This is a genomic window from Flavobacterium sp. N502536, from assembly GCF_025947345.1.
GTDB lineage: Bacteria > Bacteroidota > Bacteroidia > Flavobacteriales > Flavobacteriaceae > Flavobacterium.
The window spans coordinates 957245-980275 of record NZ_CP110011.1; the positions used below are offsets into that span (position 1 = coordinate 957245).

A 23031-nucleotide genomic window follows, 5' to 3' on the forward strand; every position below is an offset into this window, starting at 1 on the left:
TTTAAAAAAATAAGAATTCAGATAATTACAGCTTAAAAAAAACCTCGAACAATTTATTATTCGAGGTCTCTTATTTTCTTATTATTTCAAGATTGCGTACTCTAAAGTAACATAACCTCTTATTCCTGCTTCGTTTGTCATCGCCAGGAATTTAACTTTATAGTAGTTATCGGCAGCATCTTTAACTACATAAAAACGATCTGTTCTAACACTTGGTAAAGTAGTTGGTCCACCACCACTTCTCCAGTTAGATCCAATAACTCTCTGATCTGTTTTAGAAAGTGTGAAGTTTGTTTCAACAACATTTGCTTTTGTGAAATTTGCATAAGTTACATCAGCCGTAGTTACAACCTGATAAACCTGAGTTCCAGATTTTGCATTTGTTGTAATAAAGTCAGAGTATCCGTACGTCACTTCACCACTACCCATATTTAAATAGTTAGTAAATACTGTAAAGTTTAAGTCCCATTTTGCTTTTTGAGGCTCAACAGAAACTGTATTTCCTGTTGCTAAGCTGAAAAATGTAAAGTTAAAATCAGCTTCTTTTGAAATTACTTTTTCTGTAAATGTAGTAGAAGTCAAATCAGCATATTGAATTTTGTATCCGTTTCCGCTTCTTAAGATTCTAACTTTTTTCCATCCTCTTGCATCACCGTCAACACTTACAGCCCCTTTTGCCGGTACTGCTGTTGAAACTTTAAATCCAAGATTAACTAAATATACTTTGTTATCAGCATCCGTTGCAGAAACTTCAGCGATAGCAGTTCCAATTCCTGCTCCGGCTCCAGCTAAAACACCAGTTGGATTGTCAACATATCCGTTTGATGCAAGTGTTTCACCTGCTCCAACTGAAACATTAGCATCGATTGTTTGTGATACTGTAATATCTGATGTAGCTAATTTTTTAACTGCCATCTTAACAGATCCGTTCAATACAACTCTAAAATCAGCACCTGTTGAAAATCCAAAATCCCAAGATTCTCTGTTTACTGATTTAGATTCTGCAGCACTTAAATCAAGGTAAACCTGATTTGGTTGATTTGGTCCTCCAACTGCTGGTTGTAAAGTTGCTCCAACGGTTGGGATTTCAACCGGAGTATCGTCGTCACTTGAGCATGATGCAAGTGATAAGAAAGCGAATGATAGTAATAAAAGTTTTTTCATTGTATTTATGTATTAATATTTAAAGATTAAGGTTATATGCTAATTTTAAAAAGTAAGAACGTCCGTAAGCAAGCATTAAGTTCGAAGATGTTGAATGAGCCCCTCCACTTGTTCCGGTTCGATTTACATCTGTTATATTCAAAATATTTCGTGCTCCTGCTGTTATTTCAAATTTGTCTTTAAAAAGATTTTTTCGAATAGAGGCATCAAGCCAATTACTCGGTGCTATAGTAGACAATATGAATTCCGAACCTGAAGCTAGGAATTGTTGGCTTCTTCCATTGTATTTATAATATCCGGAAATAATTGTTTTCCATTTTGAAATATTATAAGACGCACTTGCATTTAAATTAAAGGAGTAAAGAAATGAATCATCTGAAACAATTTGCTGATTGTCTATAAGTTGCGAAACACCTATTAATGCAGCTCCAACATTGACTGTCAACCCATCTATTCTAATTTGATTGGTTGCAGAAAAATTCCACATTTTGTATTTGTTGATATTCTTGTATTGATATTCAGGAGTTCCTGTATTGTCATTTTTACCTATAAATACCATATCAATTCTATCGTTAACATCCATATAACTTCCTGAAATCATATTGGAAAGCTGTAAACCGGAAGAAAATGTGGTAAACTTCTTAAGACTAACTTCATAAGAAGTACTTGTCTCGGGAATTAAATTTTCATTTGCAGCAAAAAAATGTCCATCAAAAATTTGATTCGCATATAATTCTTCAAAGTTTGGCGTTCGATAACCATTTCCATAAGAACCTCTAAGTTCCAATCCTTTATCAAATAAGTATCTTAATGCAATAGATGATGCGTACTGATCTTTGAATTTAGACTGTGCCGAAAATCGTATTCCGGGTTTTATAGAAAATCGTTCAGAGGCTATGATCTCTGAAGAGGCAAAAAAATCGTAGTTTTCAATTGTTTTATAAACAGTTTTTAGATTATTACCCTGTGCTTCTACTATCGAAAGTCCTCTGTTATTTACAAACTCATAACCTAGTTGTAAATCGACCTTTTTATCAGAGAAAAAATTACTGACAGTTCCTGTAGACGAAAGCACTTCCATCGACTGGTCTTTTACTTTAACATTCGTGTCTTCTGTTTTAGTAAACAAATAGTATCTGAAATCTTCTACCTCACGCTGCTGTTTCTGATGCGTAAGGGATACATTATAATACAATTGAGAGAATAACGTTCCACTTGCATTCAAATTATGAAAGTATCTATTGGTAAAATATCTTTTATCGTCGGCATAACGATAAGATCCCAAAGTAGGACTGAAATTCGATTGTACTGTACTATTATAAAAATCTACATTTTCATCTAAGTATTCGAATTTGTAGAAAAATCTAAAATTATCTTTTTGGTAGGATATCAAAGCAGTTCCATTCAACTGGTCTTTTGGCAGCCAGCTATAACCGCGTGTAAAATCAGCCTCGGAATAATCTTTCCCTTTTCTGCCATTTAAAAATCCCTGAAAATCATTTCGATTTGCTCCAACACTTACAAACCAATTTTTATTGAAGGTATGTGCCACACGTAATGATTGAATGTGACGTCCTTTATCAAAAGCAGAAAATTCTTTGCCCACAGTTTCTTCCTGTACAGCGGCATTAATATCCCATTTGTACTTCGAAGATTTTTTGGTAATGATATTCAAAACTCCACTCACAGCATTGGCACCATACGCCACTCCCATTGAACCTTCTACAATTTCAATATGATCAACATCATTAAGATTGATTTGGGATAAATCAGTATTGTTACCTAATCCCGCTTCATTAACTAATGGAATATTGTCTACCAGAATTTTAAAATATTGAGCATCCAATCCGAAAAGAGAAACTGTTGAACGTCCGCTTGTTCCACTTGGTCTTACTGTAATATTTAAATACTGATTTAAAACATCCGCTAAATTATTTGCTGCTAAATTTTGTATGTCTTTATTAGAAATCACACGAACATTAAACACCGATTTTTTTATAGACTGTGGTTCAAACTGCCCGGTAACCACCACTTCAGAAAGTTTATTTACAGCCGTGGTATCCTTCTTCTGTGCAAAAGAAATTTGACAAAAAAGAAAAGCTGCAAAAAAGATAAATTTGATTTTCATTATTTTTATTCATTCTTAATAATGGCGCAAATATATAAACTATTTTTATTTGTTCTAAATTAAATCCATATATTTGCGAAAATTTAAAAACAAAATATTACGTTATGATTTCAAAAAGCCTCTATTTTTCAGCTGTTATGGCTTTGACTTGTAGCCTTGGTTTCAGTCAGGATAAAAAACAACAAGACATCAAATCCATCAAATCTATGTGTGGTTGCTACGAAGTGAAGTTTAATTTCGCAGAAACTTTTCAATACGCTAAAGATTCTGCAACTTATAAACCCTCTCAAACGAAACATGAATCTGCTTTGGAATGGGTTGAGTTATTAGAAGACACTCCTAACAAAATTGTAATGCAACACTTATTAATTGTAAGTGACGACATGATCATCAAACACTGGAGACAAGATTGGCTGTACGAAAACACTGACCTATACACTTTCAACAAAGGGACTTCATGGAAATATAAAAAACTGGACAAAAAAGCCGTTAAAGGACAATGGAGTCAAAAAGTATATCAGGTAGACGATAGTCCACGTTACGAAGGATCTTCTACATGGGTACACGTAGACGGACAAGACTACTGGGCAAACATTGCTGATGCACCACTACCAAGAAGAGAGCAAACAAAACGTAACGATTATAATGTTTTAAAAAGAAGAAACATTCACGAAATTACAGCTACAGGATGGAATCATGAGCAAGACAATGACAAATTGGTTCGTGATGACAGCGGAAAAGACGTTTTGCTAGCTCAAGAAAAAGGTTTAGACGTTTATACTAAAGTAGCAGATATTAAATGTATCGCTGCTCAAAAATGGTGGAAAGAAAACAACGCACTTTGGAAAAATGTTCGTGACAAATGGCAAACGCTTTTTGACAGACACCAGGATTTAAACCTTGAAGCTAAAGTAGACAGAAAAGCACTTTACTCTCTTTTGTTTGATTTAAAACCAACTGCTACAAAAGCAGAAACAGATGCAATCATCAACAAGTTTGTAAAATAAAAATATTTGTGTTAGTTACAAAAAAGCCGATAGTTTCAACAACTATCGGCTTTTTTTATGCCTAAAAAAAACCGTCTGAAAAAATCCAAACGGTCTATTACCTTCTATGTTTAATTAAGAGCTATTAGCTTACTAATTCAAAACAGCATAAAATTAAAATTAATAAAAGGTGAGTATCTTTAATATTTTGTGATAAGTATCGAGATTATTTACTTTGGCTATAAGAAAAAAACTCTTGAGAAGATGTTTAGAGTCTGTAAATAAGGAGATTAGAACCTCATTATATCTTGTTATTTAAAGCCGGAAAATTAGTATATCATTTAATGCCATACAAGTAAATATGGTACTATTTTTTTACTTTTTCACAAGGCTAAAATCCAGCACTTTGACTATCTAGCCCCCGAAAAACAAGGTAAGAATCAAAAAAGCTAAAACAAAAAGAGCCGATAGTGTTGTAACTATCAGCAGAGATTACCAGTTTATCATTAAGACCAAAACTTGCAAATACAGGAAATGCCTTAATCAATTCAGTTTTGATGTATTTTAGTTGTGCTGAAAAAACCATAACATTTGCTTGTAGTGTTGCTTTTGTATTCTTTTCTTAGGAAAAAGGTAATGAGTCTAATGCAAAAAACGCTTCAAAAATAAATTTTGAAGCGTTTCGTCATATGTTAATGACTTAATTATGGTCTTGTATCCCAAAATACTTTAACATTCATACCTGTTTTTTGCTTAGCATTTTCAGGGTTTAAATCGATTTCTGATTGAGGATAAAAAAACGATCTAGGAAAGTATGGTACAACTGCATTTGAAGGCAAAGTTAAAACAGGGTATCCTGTTCTACGAAAATCAGACCAAGGTTCTAAAACAACACCATAGCTAGCGATAAATTTTTCGTTTATTATTTGTTCAAGTTGTTGAGCAGGAGTACCTGTTAATGTACCATTTGCTGCTAAGTAAGTAGTAATAGCTGCCGGATCAACACCTGCACTTAACATTGAAGCTCTAATACCTTCTTGGAAAAATGTTTGAGCAGTACCTGGAGAACTAAACCTTAGTGATGCCTCAGCTCTAATAAAGTTGTACTCTGCAAATGTTAACATTCTAATAGGAGCAGCTCCTGAGTATTCGTTTTCGGTTTGTGTTCCCCTTAAATAAGTGTGCAATTTAGAATAGCTACCTGGTGAAGCTGGAGCGCCGGCAACGGCACCAACATATAATCCTGAATTTGCAGGTAATTGTGTAAAATAGAATGGTCTTCTAGGATCTACTTTAGCATTCATCATATTCACTATTTTTGCATTAGCCACTAAATAATTAGCTCTGGTTGTTTCAAATTGGTCAATAGGATTTCTAGCGTTAGCAGCATCAACAAAATTCATTTGAAAACTATCCGAATTACTTACGAAAAAAGAAGCAGAAGAATTTAGTAATTCATCGATTTTAGTTTTAGCAAAAGCTGGATTTTTCTCACTGTAATGCAAGAATATTCTCAACTTTAAAGTGTTAGCAAATTTTATCCAGTTGTTTTTAGTAGTTGAAAACGCCCCTGGATATATTGAACTATTAAGATTTGGAGAAATTGTAGAAGTTGTTGCATTTACTTCGGCAATTCCCTGGTCTAATAACTTCACTAATTCTGTGTAGATAACTTCGTCAGAATCATACTTAGGTTTAACATTGGCAGATAACTGTTGAGTGTCATAATAAGGTATGCTTCCCCAAGTATCAACAGCAAGTTGATAAGTGTAGGCCTTTAAAATCTTGGCAACTCCTGAATAGTGAGGGCTATTTGAAGCTCCCGCAGCTTTTATTATGTTTTCTGCATCATTTAGTATGTTGGCATATAAAGAAGACCATGTGTTATTTAAATCTGAGCCAACAATTTGAAACTGTTCGTAAAATTGAGTCTGAGTAGTTGCACCAGTAGACTGTCCTGAATACTGTTGCATTATCAAAGAAGAATATCGATTTACATCGCTACCAGCAAAGAAACCTATACTGACAGTCAGAGAGGTTAATTGCTGTTCAATTGGAGCGTTTAAAAGACTGTTTGGGTTCTCATTGGTATCACCAAATTCGCAGCCAGTCACTAAAAAAGCAACTAAAAGTATAGAAGCTAATATTTTGTTTTTAATATTTTTCATATTTAATATTATTACTAAAGTACTATTTTAAGATTAAAACCAATTGTTCTTGTATTTGGTAGTGAGTTAAATTCTAACCCTTGTGCATTACTAATTCCTAAAGCATTTTGTTCTGGGTCAAAGTGTGGATAATTTGGTGCTTTCAGGAATAAATTTCTTCCAAATACTCCAAGTTCAAATTGCTTGATTCCGGTATTTTCTAAAAAACTAGAATTTAGTTTATAGGAGAAAGACATTTCTCTAACTCTAAACCAAGACGTATCATATATAAATCCTTCGGCAGCAATATATTTTCCAGTGTTACCATAATAGGACTGAGCACTTACTTTTGTTGTATTTGGCTTACCTGCATTTGGACCACTGGCATAAACGCCTTCATAAAGATATGGTTTGGTAACAGTAACATTATCGGCTTCAAATCTAGGAAATTCAGCAGTCTCTTCTGCTACACCATTTCGTTGTACATCGGCTATATTTCTTGAATATTGGTCTCCACCTTGACGGATGTCAAGTAAAACGTATAAACTAAAATTCTTGTAGGTAAAGTTGTTTGTTATACCCATTGTAAAATCAGGATTTGGATTTCCTATTTTCTCTACAGTTGTAGTTTGCAATGGTAAACCTGTCGCAGGATTAATCAACATTTGTCCTGAAGCATCGCGTTGGTATTTAGAACCATAAATTTGACCATATTCATCTCCTGCAACTAAACGAATATTAGGAGTTGTAAAACCACCTAAAAATATATTGGTTACTCCTGGAGCCAATTCTTTAACTATAGATTTATATTGCGTATAATTTACACCTAATTCCCAAGAAAAATCTTGAGTTTTGATTGGTGTTCCATTAACTTGAAGTTCAAAACCTTTTGTAGAAAGCTTACCTGCATTTTTAAAAACGTTTGAAACTCCTGATGTTGCTGAGACTGGAACGCTTAAAATAACATTACGAGTATTACGTTCATAATAGGTAGCATCTATACTTAATCGATTTTGAAAAAAGGCCATTTCAGTTCCAAAAGCAATCTCTTTAGTGAATTCTGGTGTAAGTTTTGGATTACCTGCTTCATTACCAAGAGTAAAACCAGCATTATCATTAAAAGGAAAAGTAATTTGCGGCCCAAATCCATCACTTGGATTCGCTTGTACAAAGTATGTATTTGTAGCATATTCAGGAGCCCCTTTTCCTACTTCTCCAGCACTTGCTCTGAACTTAATTAAGTTAATTTTGTCATCAAATTTAATAGAAGGAAATGCTTCTGTTAATACAAAACTTCCGGATACTGCTGGATAGAAAATAGAATTGTTTTCTGGCGATAATGTAGATGACCAGTCGTTTCTGGCTTTAAGGTTTATCGATATGAAATTTTTATAATCCAAAGCAACATCAGCAAAAACTCCGAACACTTTTGATCTGTAAATTTCTGACGCTGGATTGTATGTAATAGCATTACTGAAATTTTTAAAGCCAGGTACTACTAAATTTATTCCTGTAACGTCCATATCATACCTGTAATTGTTAAAAAATTCATTACCAAGAGTTCCTGTAAAAGTGAAATCATTGAACTTTTTGTTGGCATTTAATGTAAGATAAGTGTTGATATTATGTACGGTTGTATTGTCTTCACGTAAACCTCCAATTTGAGTTGAACCTTGTATAAAAGGAGCTCCTCTATTTCCTTTTTCGTCAAAACCTGTGTTAAGTTTATTGAAATAATCTGAACCAATTTTAAAATCAGCATTTAACCACGAGGTAAAATCATATCTGGCACTTAAATTAGCCAATACTCTATTTACTTTGTCTCTATATTGATTGTTTTTAATAGTCCAGTATGGGTTATCCTCCCCACCAGCATACAACTGACCACCTACGGCATTTTCAAATGGCAAGCCGCTTAAATTATATGACCTTGGTGTAAAATAACCTCTAAATAATGGATTGGATAAGTTATTACCTTGTGAAGTTCTTTTAGAATTTGTGTTCGTATAGGTTATATTAGCTCCTACAGTAAACTTGTCAGTAATTTGATTGGTTCCTGATAAGGTTAAATTAGTTCGAGATAATTCGTTATTGTCAATAACATATGTTTCTTTTGTGTTACCAAGAGCAATTCTATAGGTAGACTTTTCAGATCCTCCGGCAAAACTTACATTGTTTTGCGCATTATACGATGTTTTGAAAATATCACTAACGTTATTTTTATATGCTCTTAATACTTCAGTTTGACCATAAGAATTGACAATAGTTTGTCCATTAATTTTTGGTCCCCATGATGAAGCTGTCATACTACCTGCAATATTAGCATTACCAATTTGCGCAGGTGTTAAAGTACCATTAAGACCTTGCGCATATTCATTTTGATAGTCCGGCAAACGATTTGCTACTCCTATATTAAAACTTGAGTTAAAAGTAACAGATGATCTTTCTCCTTTTTTACCTTTTTTAGTAGTAATTAAAATTACACCAGATGCACCTCTAGATCCATAAAGAACAGTTGAAGCAGCATCTTTTAAAACAACTACGTTTTCAATGTCTTCAGGATTAATGTCGACTGCACGGTTTGAATTAGTTGGCCCTCTTTGTAATGCATTACCTCCACCAGAGTTATCGATAGGCACACCATCTACAACATACAATGGTTGGTTGCTTCCAGTAAATGTTGTTAACCCTCTAATTATTACACTAGAACCCGAAAAAGCTCCTCCTGATCCAGTTACTCGAACACCAGCAATCTTACCCACTAGTTGATTGGTAATGTTTGACGCTTTTGCAGCAGTAAGGTCTTTCGCTTCAATTTTCGTTGTAGAATAACCCAAGGATTTTTTATCTCTTTTTATTCCAAATGACGTTACTACAACACTTTCTAACTGTTGTGCGGCATCATCTAATAATTTCACATTAATGGCAGAAGAGGTAGCAGCTATTTCCTGAGATTTCATTCCGATATAGCTAAATACCAAAATTTGGCTTGAAGTTGCTTTAATAGTAAACTTACCATCAAAATCTGTTTGCGTTCCAAATTTAGTTCCTTTCACCAGCACACTCACTCCCGGAAGAGGCATTCCTGATTGGTCAGAAACGATTCCTGAAACAGCTCTACCCTGCGCAAACGAAAGTTGCGTTACAAGTGCCAAAAAAAGCACTAAGAATCCATTTAATTTTAGTTTCATTTTTCTTGTAATTTTAAAAATTTGGTGCAACTTATAACTTTATAATAATTTTAACAAGACTTTTCAATTATTTAACATTTAATAAAGTCATAAAAATATTACTTTTTAACTATACACATTGAAGAACAAAACTATAACTCACAGATTTACAGAGATTAAAACAAAACGTAAGAAGAAAAGAATATGTAAGAATTATGCCTGACCGTATCATTACAAAAAATTCAAAAAACTACTTTTTATTTTAAGTTTTAAGGAAATACAGGCAAGCAAAAAAATTATCGAAAATTCAATGATCTATTAAAATAAAAAAAACCGTCTGAAGTTTCCTCAGACGGCATATCCCTTATTGTTTTTCTCTAAAAGCTTACTAATTCAAAATAGATAAAAATGAATATAAGGAAAGTATTGTACAGATAACAGAAAGCTAAAAATGTTCTATTATATTTCTTTTTACTAGGAGAGGATTAATCTTTTAACTAACGATCCGAAGTTTTTCAATAGTTAATTAATGACTGGAAGTATTGTTTTTGCTTTACAAATATATAAGATTTTTAATACAATAAAAATATTTTGCAATAAATTTTAAAAAATTTCTTACAAACAATGCAGATTTAGATTCTATTCAAAAAAAAGAGCCGATAGTGTTACAACTATCGGCTCTTGATTTCACTATATATAGGAAACCTAATTTCTATAAAAAATATTAGTTAGCTTCTGCACATTCAGAATACGTAACAATATGTTTCGTTAAATCAGTCCATTTAGGCTCCGGATTTGCAGCTATTATTTTCTCACAGCTTCCCCATAATGGTACGAATTCTTTTTTATAATCTTTTTTCTTTAATAAAAATGCCGGTGAATCTTTTTTAGCTACATAGTACGATTTTGCATCTCCGCCAATAAATTTCACACCACCTACTCCTAAAGAAGTAGTTTCTTTTGCATAAGGATCACAGTATACTTTAAATTCTTTACTGAATGAAGGATTAAGTAATTGCATTAACAATTTGCTGTTTTTCTTTTTGATTTTTACATCAGCAGTTTCAAAATAAGCGTATCCGTCATTTAAAAAATCCTGGTTCAACTTCGTATCGTTCCATTTTTTGAAGTCTTCAAGAAAATTAAGTTTCTTACCTAAGTTGTCTAATCCACTTGGCGGTAAGTACATGAATTTAATATCTTCCGGTTTTAGTTTGTGCTTTTTTCCGGCTCCGTCTTGTAATTTGATAAACTCAATCAAACCTTTGTCTCTATCAATATCTTTAATAGTACCGTTAATTTCAGTACCATCAGCTAAAGTGATGTAAGCTGTTTTACTGTGAGAAAATCCATAAGAAGGCGAAATCAAATCTTGAGCATTCACGTTGCAACACGCTACCAGAAGCACTAGTAGTAAAAAGGAATTTTTAATCATTTGTTTTTTGGTTAAATTGTTTGCCTACTCTTGCGATTTTCGGCTTCCTCGATTATTTTTTTAACAGAATTCTCTACGTGACATCCTGTATTTAGTGGTACGGCAAATCTTTTTTACAAATCTTTTTCTTACTGTAAACATAACCATAAAAACGAGATTTACAAATGATAAACTGTGTTTTTTACACGAAAATTCAGCAAAAAAGCAACTGTATTTTTCGTCTTAATTACTTTACATTTTAAAAAAAAATAGCGCAAAAAAAAGCCAATAGTAAAACTATTGGCTTCTCCTTTTTATGTGTTTTAGTTCTTTTACATACGCTCCGGAACTTCAATTCCTAATAAAGTAAATGCTGCTTTAATGACCTCAGCAACCTTTTGCGAAAGCTGTACTCTGAAGATCTTTTTAGTTAAATCCGTCTCTCCCAATATGTGTACTGACTGATAAAAGGAGTTGTATTCTTTTACCAGATCATAAGTATAGTTAGCAATCAGAGCCGGACTATGATTTTGTGCCGCGTTTTGAATTACTTCCGGGAAAAGCTCAATTTGTTTGACCAATTCTTTTTCTTTTTCGTGTAATTCTTCTGTATTGGTTCTAGCCGAAAAATCAAAATCGGCCTTACGGATAATCGATTGAATTCTCGCGTAAGTGTATTGAATAAATGGTCCAGTATTTCCGGCGAAATCAACAGATTCTTCCGGGTTAAACAAAATACGTTTTTTAGGATCTACTTTCAAAATGTAATATTTCAACGCTCCAAGACCAATAGTTTGGTACAATTTGGCTTTTTCTTCAGCTGAATAACTGTCCAGTTTTCCTAAATCTTCTGAGATTTGTTTGGCAGTATCCGTCATATCCTGCATCAAATCATCAGCATCTACAACGGTTCCTTCACGGCTTTTCATTTTTCCGGAAGGCAAATCAACCATTCCGTATGACAAATGATACAAGCTTGAAGCCCAGTCAAAACCTAATTTTTTCAGAATCAGGAACAATACTTTAAAATGATAATCCTGCTCATTACCCACGGTGTAAACCATTCCGCCTACATCCGGCATATCTTTTACACGCTGAATTGCAGTTCCAATGTCCTGTGTCATATATACCGCAGTTCCGTCAGAACGCAAAACAATTTTACGGTCAAGACCTTCATCGGTAAGATCAATCCAAACTGAACCATCAGGATCTTTTTCGAAAACTCCTTTGTCTAAACCTACCTGAACAACATCTTTTCCTAACAGGTATGTATTGCTTTCGTAATAGTATTTATCGAAGTTAACCCCCAGATTTTTATAGGTAATAGCAAAACCATCATAAACCCATTGGTTCATCATTTTCCAAAGCGCAATTACAGCTTCATCTCCAGACTCCCATTTTTTAAGCATTTCTTGTGCTTCAATGATAATTGGGGACTGTTTTTTAGCTTCTTCTTCGGTTTTACCGGCTTCCATCAGTTGAGAAATCTCTGCTTTGTACGCTTTATCAAACTCAACATAATATTTACCTACTAATTTATCTCCTTTCAAATTTGAACTTTCGGGAGTTTCGCCATTTCCAAACTTTTGCCAAGCCAGCATCGATTTACAAATATGGATTCCACGGTCGTTAATAATTTGTGTTTTATATACTTTTTTTCCTGATGCTTTGATAATTTCGGCTACCGAATACCCCAACAAGTTGTTACGTACGTGACCTAAGTGCAATGGTTTATTGGTATTTGGCGAAGAGTATTCGACCATAATCGCTTTGTCCTCCGGATTTGGTGTTACATATCCAAATTTTGTATTGTCTTTTATTTCATTAAAGAAATTCAAATAATAACTATCGGCAATAACGATGTTCAAAAATCCCGAAACCACATTAAAGCGGGCTACTTCGGAAACATTTTCAACTAAGTAATTTCCAATTTTATTGCCCAGTTCAGCAGGATTGCTTTTGATCACTTTCAACAAAGGAAAAATCACCATTGTGATATCGCCTTCAAATTCTTTTCGGGTCGTTTGAAATTCGATTTTATCAACAGTAACATCAAATAATGCTTGTATTGCTTTTTGTATAGAAGGAGTAAGAATTTGTGATAATGACATGTAAACTTATTTTAAAGTGAGCAAATATACTGCTTATTCATCAATTACAGAAAATCAAAAACATATTAAATGGTATAAAACAATCCTGAATTCTTAAAAAGCCTTCGCTTTCAAGTGTTAAAATTATCCAAAAATCAAAAAGCTAACCTGTTATAAAACAGACGATCTTATAAAAATATATTTTTTTTTCACTTTTTTCTGTAACATATCTATGGCAAAAGAGTCTTAATAAGAACTTCAAATTAGTTTGAGGGCAAAAAAACAAAAACAAAAACAATCATCATCAATCTTCCAAAATCATCATTACATTATGAAACTAAAATTCTTTCTGTTTGTATTACTGGGTGTAATAACAACAGCAAATGCACAGAATTCAGGAACTGTTTCCGGAAAAATTACCGAGAAATCAAATAACGCGCCTATTTCTTACGCGACAGTTTCTATCAAAGAAAACGGGAAAGTCGTTACAGGGGTTAACTCTGATGACCACGGAGATTTCTCTATCAAGAATCTGGCTTTAAAAAGTTATACGATCGAAATTCAATACATTGGATTTAGAAAATATGTTGGTTCTTTAATTTTAAGCGACAACAAAAAAACAGCTACCATTAATGTGTCTCTTGAAGAAGAAGCAACGCAGCTTAAAGGAGTAAATATCGTAAGTGAGCGTTCGACAATCGAACAAAAAATTGACCGAAAAGTAATTACTGTCGGAAAAGATTTGACTACTGCCGGAGCTTCTGCATCTGATATTATGAACAACATCCCGTCTGTGAATGTAGATCAAGACGGAAAACTTTCGCTTCGCGGAAACGATAATGTACGTGTATTGATTGACGGAAGACCTTCGAATATTGATCCAGCTCAGTTGTTGAAACAAATTCCATCGACCTCTATCAAAAAAATTGAGTTGATTACCAACCCAAGTGCCAAGTACAATCCGGAAGGAATGTCAGGTATTATCAATATCATTTTACACAAAAACAGCAATACTGGTTTCAACGGAAGCTACAGTGGTGGTATCACTTTTGGAGAAGTTGCTAAATACAATCAGTCTTTGGATTTGAACTATAAAACCGGAAAAGTAAATTTCTTTGGTAACGTAGGACAAAATTTCGGAACTTATTACAACGATGGTTTCATCAACAGATACGATCAGGACATTCGTCAGAAAATTGATGTTGTGAACGAAAATGATTCTTACCTGTATAAAATTGGAATGGATTATTTCATCAATGACCACAATACGATCTCTTTTTATACCAATCAGAATAAATCAAACGGTAAGTTTTTTGTAGACACGAATATTGATTACAGTAATGTAGCCAGTTCTGACATTAAGAATATGCTACAGAAATCAAAATATACAGGTCCGGATAACGTAGGAACTTATAATTTGGCTTACAAACATATCTTTAAAAAAGAAGGTCACACTTTAGATTTTGAAGCCAACTACAGCAACAATAAAGAAACGCAAAATGCTGGTTTTGATACACAAATAAGAAAAAAAGACAATAGTACAGACAGCCAGTCTTATATCGATTATATTGCCGGTACTCGTAAATTAAGTACTTTAAATGTTGATTACGTAAATCCATTAAACGAAAAAACTACTCTTGAAGCAGGTGCAGAAGCCAGAATTACAAAAACGGATAACGATTATATCACCGGTAATCCGCTTGCAGCACTTCCAATTTCTAATTACACTTACGATACTGATATTTATTCTGCTTATGTAACATTTGGTCAGAAATTCAAAAAATTCAGTTATCAGGTAGGAGCTCGTTTTGAAAGCTATAAAGTTGTAGCCAACTTAAATCATGGTCTGGATAAGTTTAATGATGATTACATCACCTTATACCCATCGGCTTATTTGACTTATAACCTGAATGAGAAAAACACTTTCCAATTGAGCTACAGCCGTCGTGTAGACCGTCCGAGTTTAGAGCAGACAAAACCTATTCGTGAGTTTTCTACGCCTTTAATTACAGCATTAGGAAATCCTGAATTAAGACCTCAATTCACGAATTCGGTTGAAGTAAATTATACTAAAACTTTTGAAAAAGGAAGTTTTACTGCAGGTGTTTTTGTGAGAAGCATCAACGACCAAATCAGCAGAGTTTTACTTCCGGATGACACAGATCCAAGTGGTAACAAACAAATCCTGACGTATTCGAACTTTGACAACAATACTTCTTATGGTTTTGAAGCTTCGTTCACTTATAAAATTGCAAAATGGTGGGATATTTCACCATCTATTGACTTCTCAAGCATTAACCAACAAGGTATAGTGTTTGTATACGATCCGGTAACTCAAAAAAGCAGCCCTTTGGATAGAAAAATTACTGTTGGTGCTTTTAACGGTCGTATGAATTCAAACTTTAAAGTAAACAAACGTTTAAGTTTCTTATTGTTCGGATTTTACAGAGGAGAAGTTGAAGGTCTTCAAAATAACAGTCACGCGATGTACAAAATGGACATGGGGTCCCGTTATACCTTGTTAAACAACAAAATGAACATTAGTTTACGTTTTAACGACGTGTTCAATACAATGAAATATGCTTTCGATTCTCAGTATCCTTATTCACACTCAGGACAATTTTCATGGGAAAGCCAAACCGTTTATTTAGGTTTAACATACAACTTTGGAGGTGCGAAAATCAAAAACCTGCAACGTAAACAAAGAGAAGACAATACGAATAAAGGCGGTGGCGGATTATTTTAATCCAACATTACCAATCGATTTTAATAGTTTCGTATAAAATGAAGAAGCCTGGAGTTTGCCAACTCCAGGCTTTTTTTATTCTTTATTAACTATATTTTAGAGAAAATTTTTTAACTCTTTTATTTCTTCAGGATTTGCTGTTTCTGTCTGATCTGTAATGGCCGACGAATGATAAAAAGTAGGCTGTAGTTTTTCCTGTAATAATTTAATGTTCGAAGAGCGCAAACCTCCTCCTGGCATAATTTCAATTCGGTCACCCGCTAATTTTTGAATCACAGCCAAATCAAAAATTCCTTCTTCAACATTTTTGCCTCTTCCTGAAGTTAATATCGTTTGAAAACCGCATTCAATTACCGCTTCCAATCCTTGTTCGATCGAATTTACGACATCAAAAGCACGGTGAAAAGTACACGAAAGCGGACTGGCCAATTGTACCAATTCCAAATTCTGTTCTTTATTTACACTGCCGTCCTGGTTTAAAATTCCGAAAACAAAACCATCAACTCCAAGTGCTTTCAATTGTTTAATATCTTGTTTCATTTCCAGAAACTCTTCTTCCGTATAAACAAAATCACCACCACGAGGCCGGATAATAACGTGCATTTTGATGGTTAGTTTTTCGCGAACTCGTTCTGCAGTTATCAAATTTGGCGTTGTTCCGCCAAGCTGCATATCATCACATAATTCGATTCTGTCCGCACCATTGTCTTGCGCAATTATCGCCGATTCGTAATTGAAACAGGCTATTTCCAGTTGATTTTTTTTCATTTGATTGATTTAAAATTGCATCGGCTTGATGCTGCTGAACAAAAGTATAAATTAAAAACGGAACGGTCAAAGCAAGAGAAGGCAAAGGTTAAGGTAACCCAACGACGGCTTCGGCTCCGCTGAGCCGGACATAAAAAAACCTGCTCTAAAAAAGAGCAGGTTTTGAAATATAATGCAAGATGAATTAATTACCATTTAATAATTGCGCTTGCCCAGGTAAAACCACTACCAAAAGCAGCCAGAACCACTGTATCTCCTGATTTAATTTTCCCTTGTTCCCACGCTTCTGTCAAAGCAATCGGAATAGAGGCAGCAGTAGTATTTCCGTACTTCTGAATGTTATTGTGCACCTGATCGTCACTCAATTTGAATTTGTTCTGAATGAATTGCGAAATTCTTAAATTCGCCTGATGCGGAATCAACATATCAATATCAGAAACCTGCAAACCATTTGCTTCTAATCCTTCGTTGATGACCTCAGCAAAACGAACTACTGCATTTTTAAATACAAATTGTCCGTTCATGTACGGGTAATAACTCTCGTCGTTCGGGTCATTATCTGCAATAATATCAGTCACCCAACGCGCTCCCATTCCTGGTGCCTGCAAAGCCAATTCTTCAGCATGCTGTCCTTCTGAATGCAAATGTGTCGATAAAATTCCTTTTGTCAAATCTTCTTCACGGCTCAAAACCGCTGCTCCTGCTCCATCTCCAAAAATTACCGAAACGCCACGACCACGGGTTGTCATATCCAGTCCTGTTGAATGTACTTCTGAACCGATCACCAAAATATTTTTATACATTCCGGTTTTGATATATTGATCGGCAACCGACAATGCATAGACAAAACCTGAACATTGATTTCTAACATCCAGTGCTCCTACCGTACGCAATCCTAAATCACGTTGTACCAAAACTCCCGGCCCTGGAAAATAGTAATCCGGACTTAAGGTAGCAAATACTACAAAATCAATATCTTCTTTGGCTACGCCAGAACGTTCTATAGCAATTTTAGCTGCTTTTACTCCCATTGTAGTTGTGGTGTCTTCTCCACGAATAATATGTCTACGCTCCTGAATTCCTGTTCGTTCCTGAATCCATTCATCATTGGTATCAATTATCTTAGACAAATCATCGTTGGTCACAACATTTGAAGGGACATAATATCCTAAGCCCGCTATTTTTGAATGATACATATTCTTTTATTATTTGTTAAAAAATTGTAATGCAAATTTAAGTATAGTTTAAAACATTAGCGTCCAAATTAGTGTTTTTTTCGTAATTGGCAATTTAATATACTTTAATTATACATCGAATTCTGACAGTTTAGATTCTGAAAAAACAGTTTTCGCCTCAAAAACGTGAAAAGTATCAAAAATAACTCCTAAAATGTAACAAGTTTAAAGTACTTTAGTCAAACATATACGAATACCTATTTTAAATCCGTAAAATTCAAATTATGAAATTAAAGGTCACATTACTCTTGTTTCTTAACATTGGCTTTTTTGCCTTTGCACAGGAAAATCTCACCTACCAAAAACCATCAAAATCTATTTTAGATTTAGCCGATTACGAAAAAGCTCCTACGGTATCTATGGATACTAAAAAAGAAAATATGTTGCTGATGTACAGAAGTACATACAAAACACTAGACGATTTAAATCAGGAAGAACTTCGATTAGGAGGTTTAAGAATTAATCCGGTAACAAACATTTCGAGCTCTGTAACGTATACCACCAATCTTAAATTAAAAAAAATTAGCGGTAAAGAAGGAGAAGTTCAGGTTACAGGATTACCTGAAAATGCAAAAATAAGCAATATCCTTTGGTCTCCGAATGACAAGAAAATATTGTTTTCGCACACCACAAATACTGGTGTTGAGCTTTGGTTTTTGGATGTTGCAACTGCAAAAGCAACCAAACTTACCGAAGCAACGGTTAATGCCAATTTAGGAAACCCGTTTAGCTGGTTTTTAGACAATGAAACTATTTTGGTAAAAATGCTTCCGAAAAACAGAAAACCATTACTGGATGCTAAAAAAGATCTTCCAACAGGTCCGATTATCTCTAACACTGCGGGAACAAAATCTCAAAACAGAACCTACCCGGATATGTTGAAAAATCAAAATGACGAAATTAATTTTGAGAACATTATCACTTCTGAACTGTACAAAGTTAACCTTAACGGAACTGCTACTTTGTTTAAAGAAGCAGCCATGTATTCGGGAGAAAGAATTTCACCAGACGGTAATTATATCATGTTAACAACGATTCAAAAACCGTTTTCATATGTAGTGCCTTTATTCAGATTTCCATCCCGAACTATTGTTTATGATGCAAGAGGAAAAGAGATCAAATTGGTTAATGATGTTCCGTTAAACGAAATAATCCCTAAAGGTTTTATGGCTGTTCGAAAAGGGAAAAGAGAAATGACCTGGAGAAATGACAAACCGGCAACCTTATCTTATGTGGTAGCTTTAGACGAAGGAGATCCTGCAAACAAAGTTGATTTTAGAGACGAAGTTTTTCTTTGGGACGCTCCATTTACAAATGAGGGAACATCTTTAGTAAAAGTACCTCAACGTTATGCCGAAATTACATGGGGGAACGACAACGTTGCTTTTTTAACGGATCAATGGTACGATACCCGTAATACAAAAACGTATTTCATCAATCCATCTAATCCTGCACAGCAGCCAAAAGTAATTACAGACAGAAACCAACAGGATGTTTACTCAGATCCGGGCGTTTTCGAAACCAGAAAAAACGAATACAATAAGTACGTTTTAGCCATCGAAAAAGACAATGCTTACCGTATTGGAGAGGGATACACTAAAGAAGGACAATTTCCATTTATAGATGAATTCAATCTTAAAACATTACAATCAAAACGTATTTACACTTCAACTTACAAAGACAAAAAAGAAGATATACTAGAAATTGAAGATTTTAAATCTGGGAAAGTTTTAGTACAAATTCAGTCTAAAAGTGAGTATCCTAATTATTACTTCAGAAATATTAAAAAACAAAACAGCTTAACACCGATTACTTCTTTTAAAAATCCGTTTGAAAGCATTAAAAATGTGAGCAAAGAGGTGATCAAATACAAGCGTAAAGATGGTGTTGAACTTTCGGGAACTTTATACTTACCTGCCGGTTATGATAAAGCAAAAAAAGAGAAACTCCCTTTATTAATCTGGGCTTACCCGGCTGAGTACAAAGACAAAAACAGCGCAGGACAATCAACTCAAAATTCAAACGAATTTACCACTCCTTATTACGGTTCATTTGTGTATTGGGTAACCAAAGGATATGTAGTTTTAGACGACGCTGCTTTCCCAATTATTGGAGAAGGTACTACAGAACCAAATGATAATTTCATTTCTCAATTGGTAGACAATGCTGCTGCTGCGATTGATGCCGTTGATGCTTTAGGCTACATCAACCGTAAAAAAGTAGCTGTTGGAGGACATTCTTATGGCGCTTTTATGACAGCTAATTTACTAACGCATTCCAACCTTTTTGCTTGTGGAATTGCCCGAAGTGGTGCTTACAACAGAACACTGACTCCATTTGGATTCCAGACAGAACAACGTAACTACTGGGAAGTTCCGCAAGTTTACACGGCAATGTCTCCTTTTATGAATGCAGACAAAATGAAAACACCTCTTTTGTTAGTTCATGGTGAAGCCGATAATAATCCGGGAACTTTTACTTTACAAACAGAGCGTTATTACCAGGCTTTAAAAGGTTTGGGAGCAACTGCAAGAATGGTTATCTTACCTAAGGAAGCACACAGTTATGTGGCCAAAGAAAACATCCTGCACCTGTTATGGGAACAAGATCAGTTTTTAGAAAAATACTTAAAAAACTAGATTAACCTAATCTATAAAACAAACCTGACAGGTTTTTGAAACCTGTCGGGTTTAATATAAAAAGCCCTAAACTTACAGTAAGTTTAGGGCTTTTATTTTATAGGTAATTCAAACCTAGAAATATTTCCTGTTCCAGAGGCAAATCTATTTCACTTTCAAAAAACACCAGTTGTCTTTTATAAACCGTTTCAATGAGATAGTGATTTCCTCTAAAATAAGTTCTTCTGATTTTTACCGGCAGATTCGATTCGGTAACCATTTTAAACTGATGCGGATACACCAGCGTTTTATGCGTTTGATCTTCATAAGGAACCAACAAATGCGTCGGGACCTCGTTTACCTCTCCAAAAAGCGAGGCTACATACTTTGTTTCGGGATCCTCGTAAATTTTGGTTGGATTATCCTTAATAATGATTTCTCCGTTTCGCATCACAATTGCTTCATCGGCAAATGACAAAGCATCTGTACTATCATGTGTTGCAATGATACAGGTAATTCCTTTTTGCTTTAAGTAACGAAATAAGTTTCGGCGCAATGCATTTTTTCGGAAAGCATCAATTTGACTGAAGGGTTCATCCAATAAAATGACTTCGGGTTCTAAAGCCAGAACTCGCACCAAAGCAACTCTTTGCTGCTGTCCTCCACTCAAAAACTTAGCTTTTACATTCGAGAACTGCTCCATTTCTACCATTTCCAACAGCTCCTGAACGCGCAGTTTTTTCATATTTGCAAAACCATTCGACAGAAACTTCCCTACATTTTCAGCTACTGTTTCAAAAGGAGACAAATCAAAATCCTGTGCCAGATATTTCATAAAAGGCATTCCGGGAATCAGATTGTATTTTGGACCTAAAATAGGTTTTTCATTGTAAAAAATCTTGCCTTCGTCTAAGTTGTACAAACCGTACATTAACTTTAGAAGTGTACTTTTTCCACAGCCGCTTTCGCCAATAATGGCAATATTCTCACCTTTATTTATGGTAAAAGAAACGTTTTTTATAACAGGGTTTTCGGTGTACGAAAAAGAAATATTTTGAATGTCAAGCATGGGTCGTATTTGAAAGGCCAAATTTACAATGTTTAATTTCTAAAGTCAAAAAAAAGCTGCTTCAATTATGAAACAGCTTTTAAGAAATTTTATTGCGTTTGAAAACTATTTTCCAGCCTGAGCTTTAGCGTCATTTACCATTTTGTCATTTGCAGTGATCGAAAACTCTACACGACGGTTTTGCGCTCTTCCTTCCGGAGTATCGTTTGGTGCAATTGGATCAACAATACCTAAACCTGAAGTTTTGAAACGGCTTGATTTTAATCCTTTTGAAACCAAATAAGCTTGCACAGAAGCTGCTCTTTGTCCTGAAAGTGTCAAGTTGTATTCTGGTCTTCCTGTATTATCAGTGTATCCGAAAATTTGAATATCCGTATCTCCGTATTCAGTAAATACAGGTACCAATTTATCTAAATTTGCTTTAGCCTGAGATGTTAAAGAAGATTTATTCGTATCAAAACGAACTGCATTTTCATTTAAAGTTAAGTGAATTCCTTCTCCTACTCTTTCTACATCTGCACCTGGTAAAGCCTGATCAATTTCACGGGCTTGTTTGTCCATTTTATTTCCAATAAGAGCACCAGTTCCTCCACCTACAGCAGCTCCAATTGCAGCTCCTAAGGCAGCGTTTCCGCCTTTTCCTAGGTTATTTCCTAAAACAGCACCTATGATACCACCCGCAACCACTCCAATTCCGGCTCCTTTTTGAGTATTATTTGCATTCTTTACCGAATCACAACTTGTAAAAAAACTTGCCAATACAAGTAAACTACTCAAACCTAAAACTGTTATTTTTCTCATCTTTCTCTATTTTTAATATTAATTGGCTCTTTGAAACTGGTAAACTACATCTTTCGTTTGTCCACCCACATTAATGTTATCGATCAACTGAAATGAACTTTCAGTTAAACCTGCAACTTTTAGTAAGTAGCCATCTCTCACTTTTTTTGCTTTGATACCCGCATCCAGAATTTTAAGTACAAACAATCCCTGATTGTTAATACTCCAAACAATCGGAGAACTAAATCCGGTACAGCTTGCTGCTGTCAAAGCCATCGTTCCCTTATTATTATTGGAGATAAAACTCCACGTACTTCCAATAAAACATTTAGAATCTGCAAGATCGAAAGAATTTACCTTGATATACTCAGAACCTGGATAAGATACATTGGTTAATACCCAATTTCCTTTAAGAGCTACTTGAGAAGGTCTGTCAAGTTTAGTCGATAACGTAGTTGCTCCGGATGAAGCTGTTGTAGACGAAGCTGATTTACACGCGAAAAACATCGTGGCGATCATGCAAATGAAAATAATTTTCTTCATTTTGTACATTTTTTTTAGAGTTAATACTGACACGTTTAACAATTATTATACCACAAAGATACAATTCATAGGGATACCCTCGGTTTCAGAATCTAATTATTTTCTTTCAAAATTAACACTTGCGCCATTTTGTCACCTAAAAAAACATTGGTATTCTATTTGAAGAAATGAAA

The 23031-nt window shown here is 34.5% G+C and carries 14 protein-coding genes; 3 read left to right on the plus strand and 11 right to left on the minus strand.

Going from position 1 to position 23031, the window contains the following annotated elements:
• Window positions 1-81 precede the first annotated feature (81 nt).
• Together OLM61_RS04300 and OLM61_RS04305 are read right to left on the minus strand one after the other, a co-directional pair.
• Window positions 82-1164 (minus strand): HmuY family protein, encoded by a 1083-nt coding sequence (locus OLM61_RS04300; protein ID WP_264525248.1) that lies wholly within the window; start codon window positions 1162-1164, stop codon window positions 82-84.
• 19 nt (window positions 1165-1183) lie between these two features.
• Window positions 1184-3292, minus strand: coding sequence for a TonB-dependent receptor plug domain-containing protein (locus OLM61_RS04305; RefSeq protein ID WP_264525249.1), 2109 nt, complete (start codon window positions 3290-3292; stop codon window positions 1184-1186).
• Between the two features lie 104 nt (window positions 3293-3396).
• Between OLM61_RS04305 and OLM61_RS04310 the strand changes: the two genes are divergently transcribed.
• Complete coding sequence (locus OLM61_RS04310) at window positions 3397-4299, plus strand: DUF6607 family protein (protein WP_264525250.1); 903 nt, start codon at window positions 3397-3399, stop codon at window positions 4297-4299.
• 683 nt (window positions 4300-4982) lie between these two features.
• Here OLM61_RS04310 and OLM61_RS04315 read toward each other — a convergent pair.
• From OLM61_RS04315 to argS, 4 genes are all read right to left on the minus strand, one after another.
• The gene (locus tag OLM61_RS04315; RefSeq protein ID WP_264525251.1) at window positions 4983-6446 is read right to left on the minus strand and encodes a SusD/RagB family nutrient-binding outer membrane lipoprotein; all 1464 of its coding nucleotides are present in this window, start codon (window positions 6444-6446) and stop codon (window positions 4983-4985) included.
• Window positions 6447-6460: 14 nt separating this feature from the next.
• Window positions 6461-9616, minus strand: a complete 3156-nt coding sequence (locus tag OLM61_RS04320; protein ID WP_264525252.1) for a SusC/RagA family TonB-linked outer membrane protein — start codon at window positions 9614-9616, stop codon at window positions 6461-6463.
• Window positions 9617-10319: 703 nt separating this feature from the next.
• Window positions 10320-11030: a YgdI/YgdR family lipoprotein gene (locus tag OLM61_RS04325; protein ID WP_264525253.1), complete on the minus strand. Its 711-nt coding sequence runs from the start codon at window positions 11028-11030 to the stop codon at window positions 10320-10322.
• A gap of 311 nt (window positions 11031-11341) precedes the next feature.
• On the minus strand, window positions 11342-13120 hold the full coding sequence (gene argS / locus OLM61_RS04330) for an arginine--tRNA ligase (protein WP_264525254.1): 1779 nt from the start codon (window positions 13118-13120) through the stop codon (window positions 11342-11344).
• A 310-nt stretch (window positions 13121-13430) separates the two neighbouring features.
• Here argS and OLM61_RS04335 point away from each other — a divergent pair, with 310 nt between their 5' ends.
• Window positions 13431-15845, plus strand: a complete 2415-nt coding sequence (locus OLM61_RS04335) for a TonB-dependent receptor domain-containing protein (protein WP_264525255.1) — start codon at window positions 13431-13433, stop codon at window positions 15843-15845.
• Window positions 15846-15941: 96 nt separating this feature from the next.
• Here OLM61_RS04335 and OLM61_RS04340 read toward each other — a convergent pair whose 3' ends face one another.
• Window positions 15942-16613: a copper homeostasis protein CutC gene (locus OLM61_RS04340; protein ID WP_264525256.1), complete on the minus strand. Its 672-nt coding sequence runs from the start codon at window positions 16611-16613 to the stop codon at window positions 15942-15944.
• A gap of 188 nt (window positions 16614-16801) precedes the next feature.
• Entirely contained in the window at window positions 16802-17809 is a 1008-nt protein-coding gene (locus tag OLM61_RS04345; RefSeq protein ID WP_173968299.1) for a 3-oxoacyl-ACP synthase III family protein, read from the minus strand.
• Between the two features lie 263 nt (window positions 17810-18072).
• Here OLM61_RS04345 and OLM61_RS04350 point away from each other — a divergent pair, with 263 nt between their 5' ends.
• Window positions 18073-20487: an alpha/beta hydrolase family protein gene (locus OLM61_RS04350; protein ID WP_264525257.1), complete on the plus strand. Its 2415-nt coding sequence runs from the start codon at window positions 18073-18075 to the stop codon at window positions 20485-20487.
• 97 nt (window positions 20488-20584) lie between these two features.
• Here OLM61_RS04350 and OLM61_RS04355 read toward each other — a convergent pair whose 3' ends face one another.
• The 3 genes from OLM61_RS04355 to OLM61_RS04365 form a co-directional block, all read right to left on the minus strand.
• A complete protein-coding gene (locus OLM61_RS04355; protein WP_264525258.1) occupies window positions 20585-21535 on the minus strand; it encodes an ABC transporter ATP-binding protein in 951 nt (316 codons plus the stop codon).
• A gap of 105 nt (window positions 21536-21640) precedes the next feature.
• Entirely contained in the window at window positions 21641-22336 is a 696-nt protein-coding gene (locus tag OLM61_RS04360) for an OmpA family protein (RefSeq protein ID WP_264525259.1), read from the minus strand.
• Window positions 22337-22354: 18 nt separating this feature from the next.
• On the minus strand, window positions 22355-22858 hold the full coding sequence (locus tag OLM61_RS04365) for a lipocalin family protein (protein WP_173968295.1): 504 nt from the start codon (window positions 22856-22858) through the stop codon (window positions 22355-22357).
• Window positions 22859-23031 lie beyond the last annotated feature (173 nt).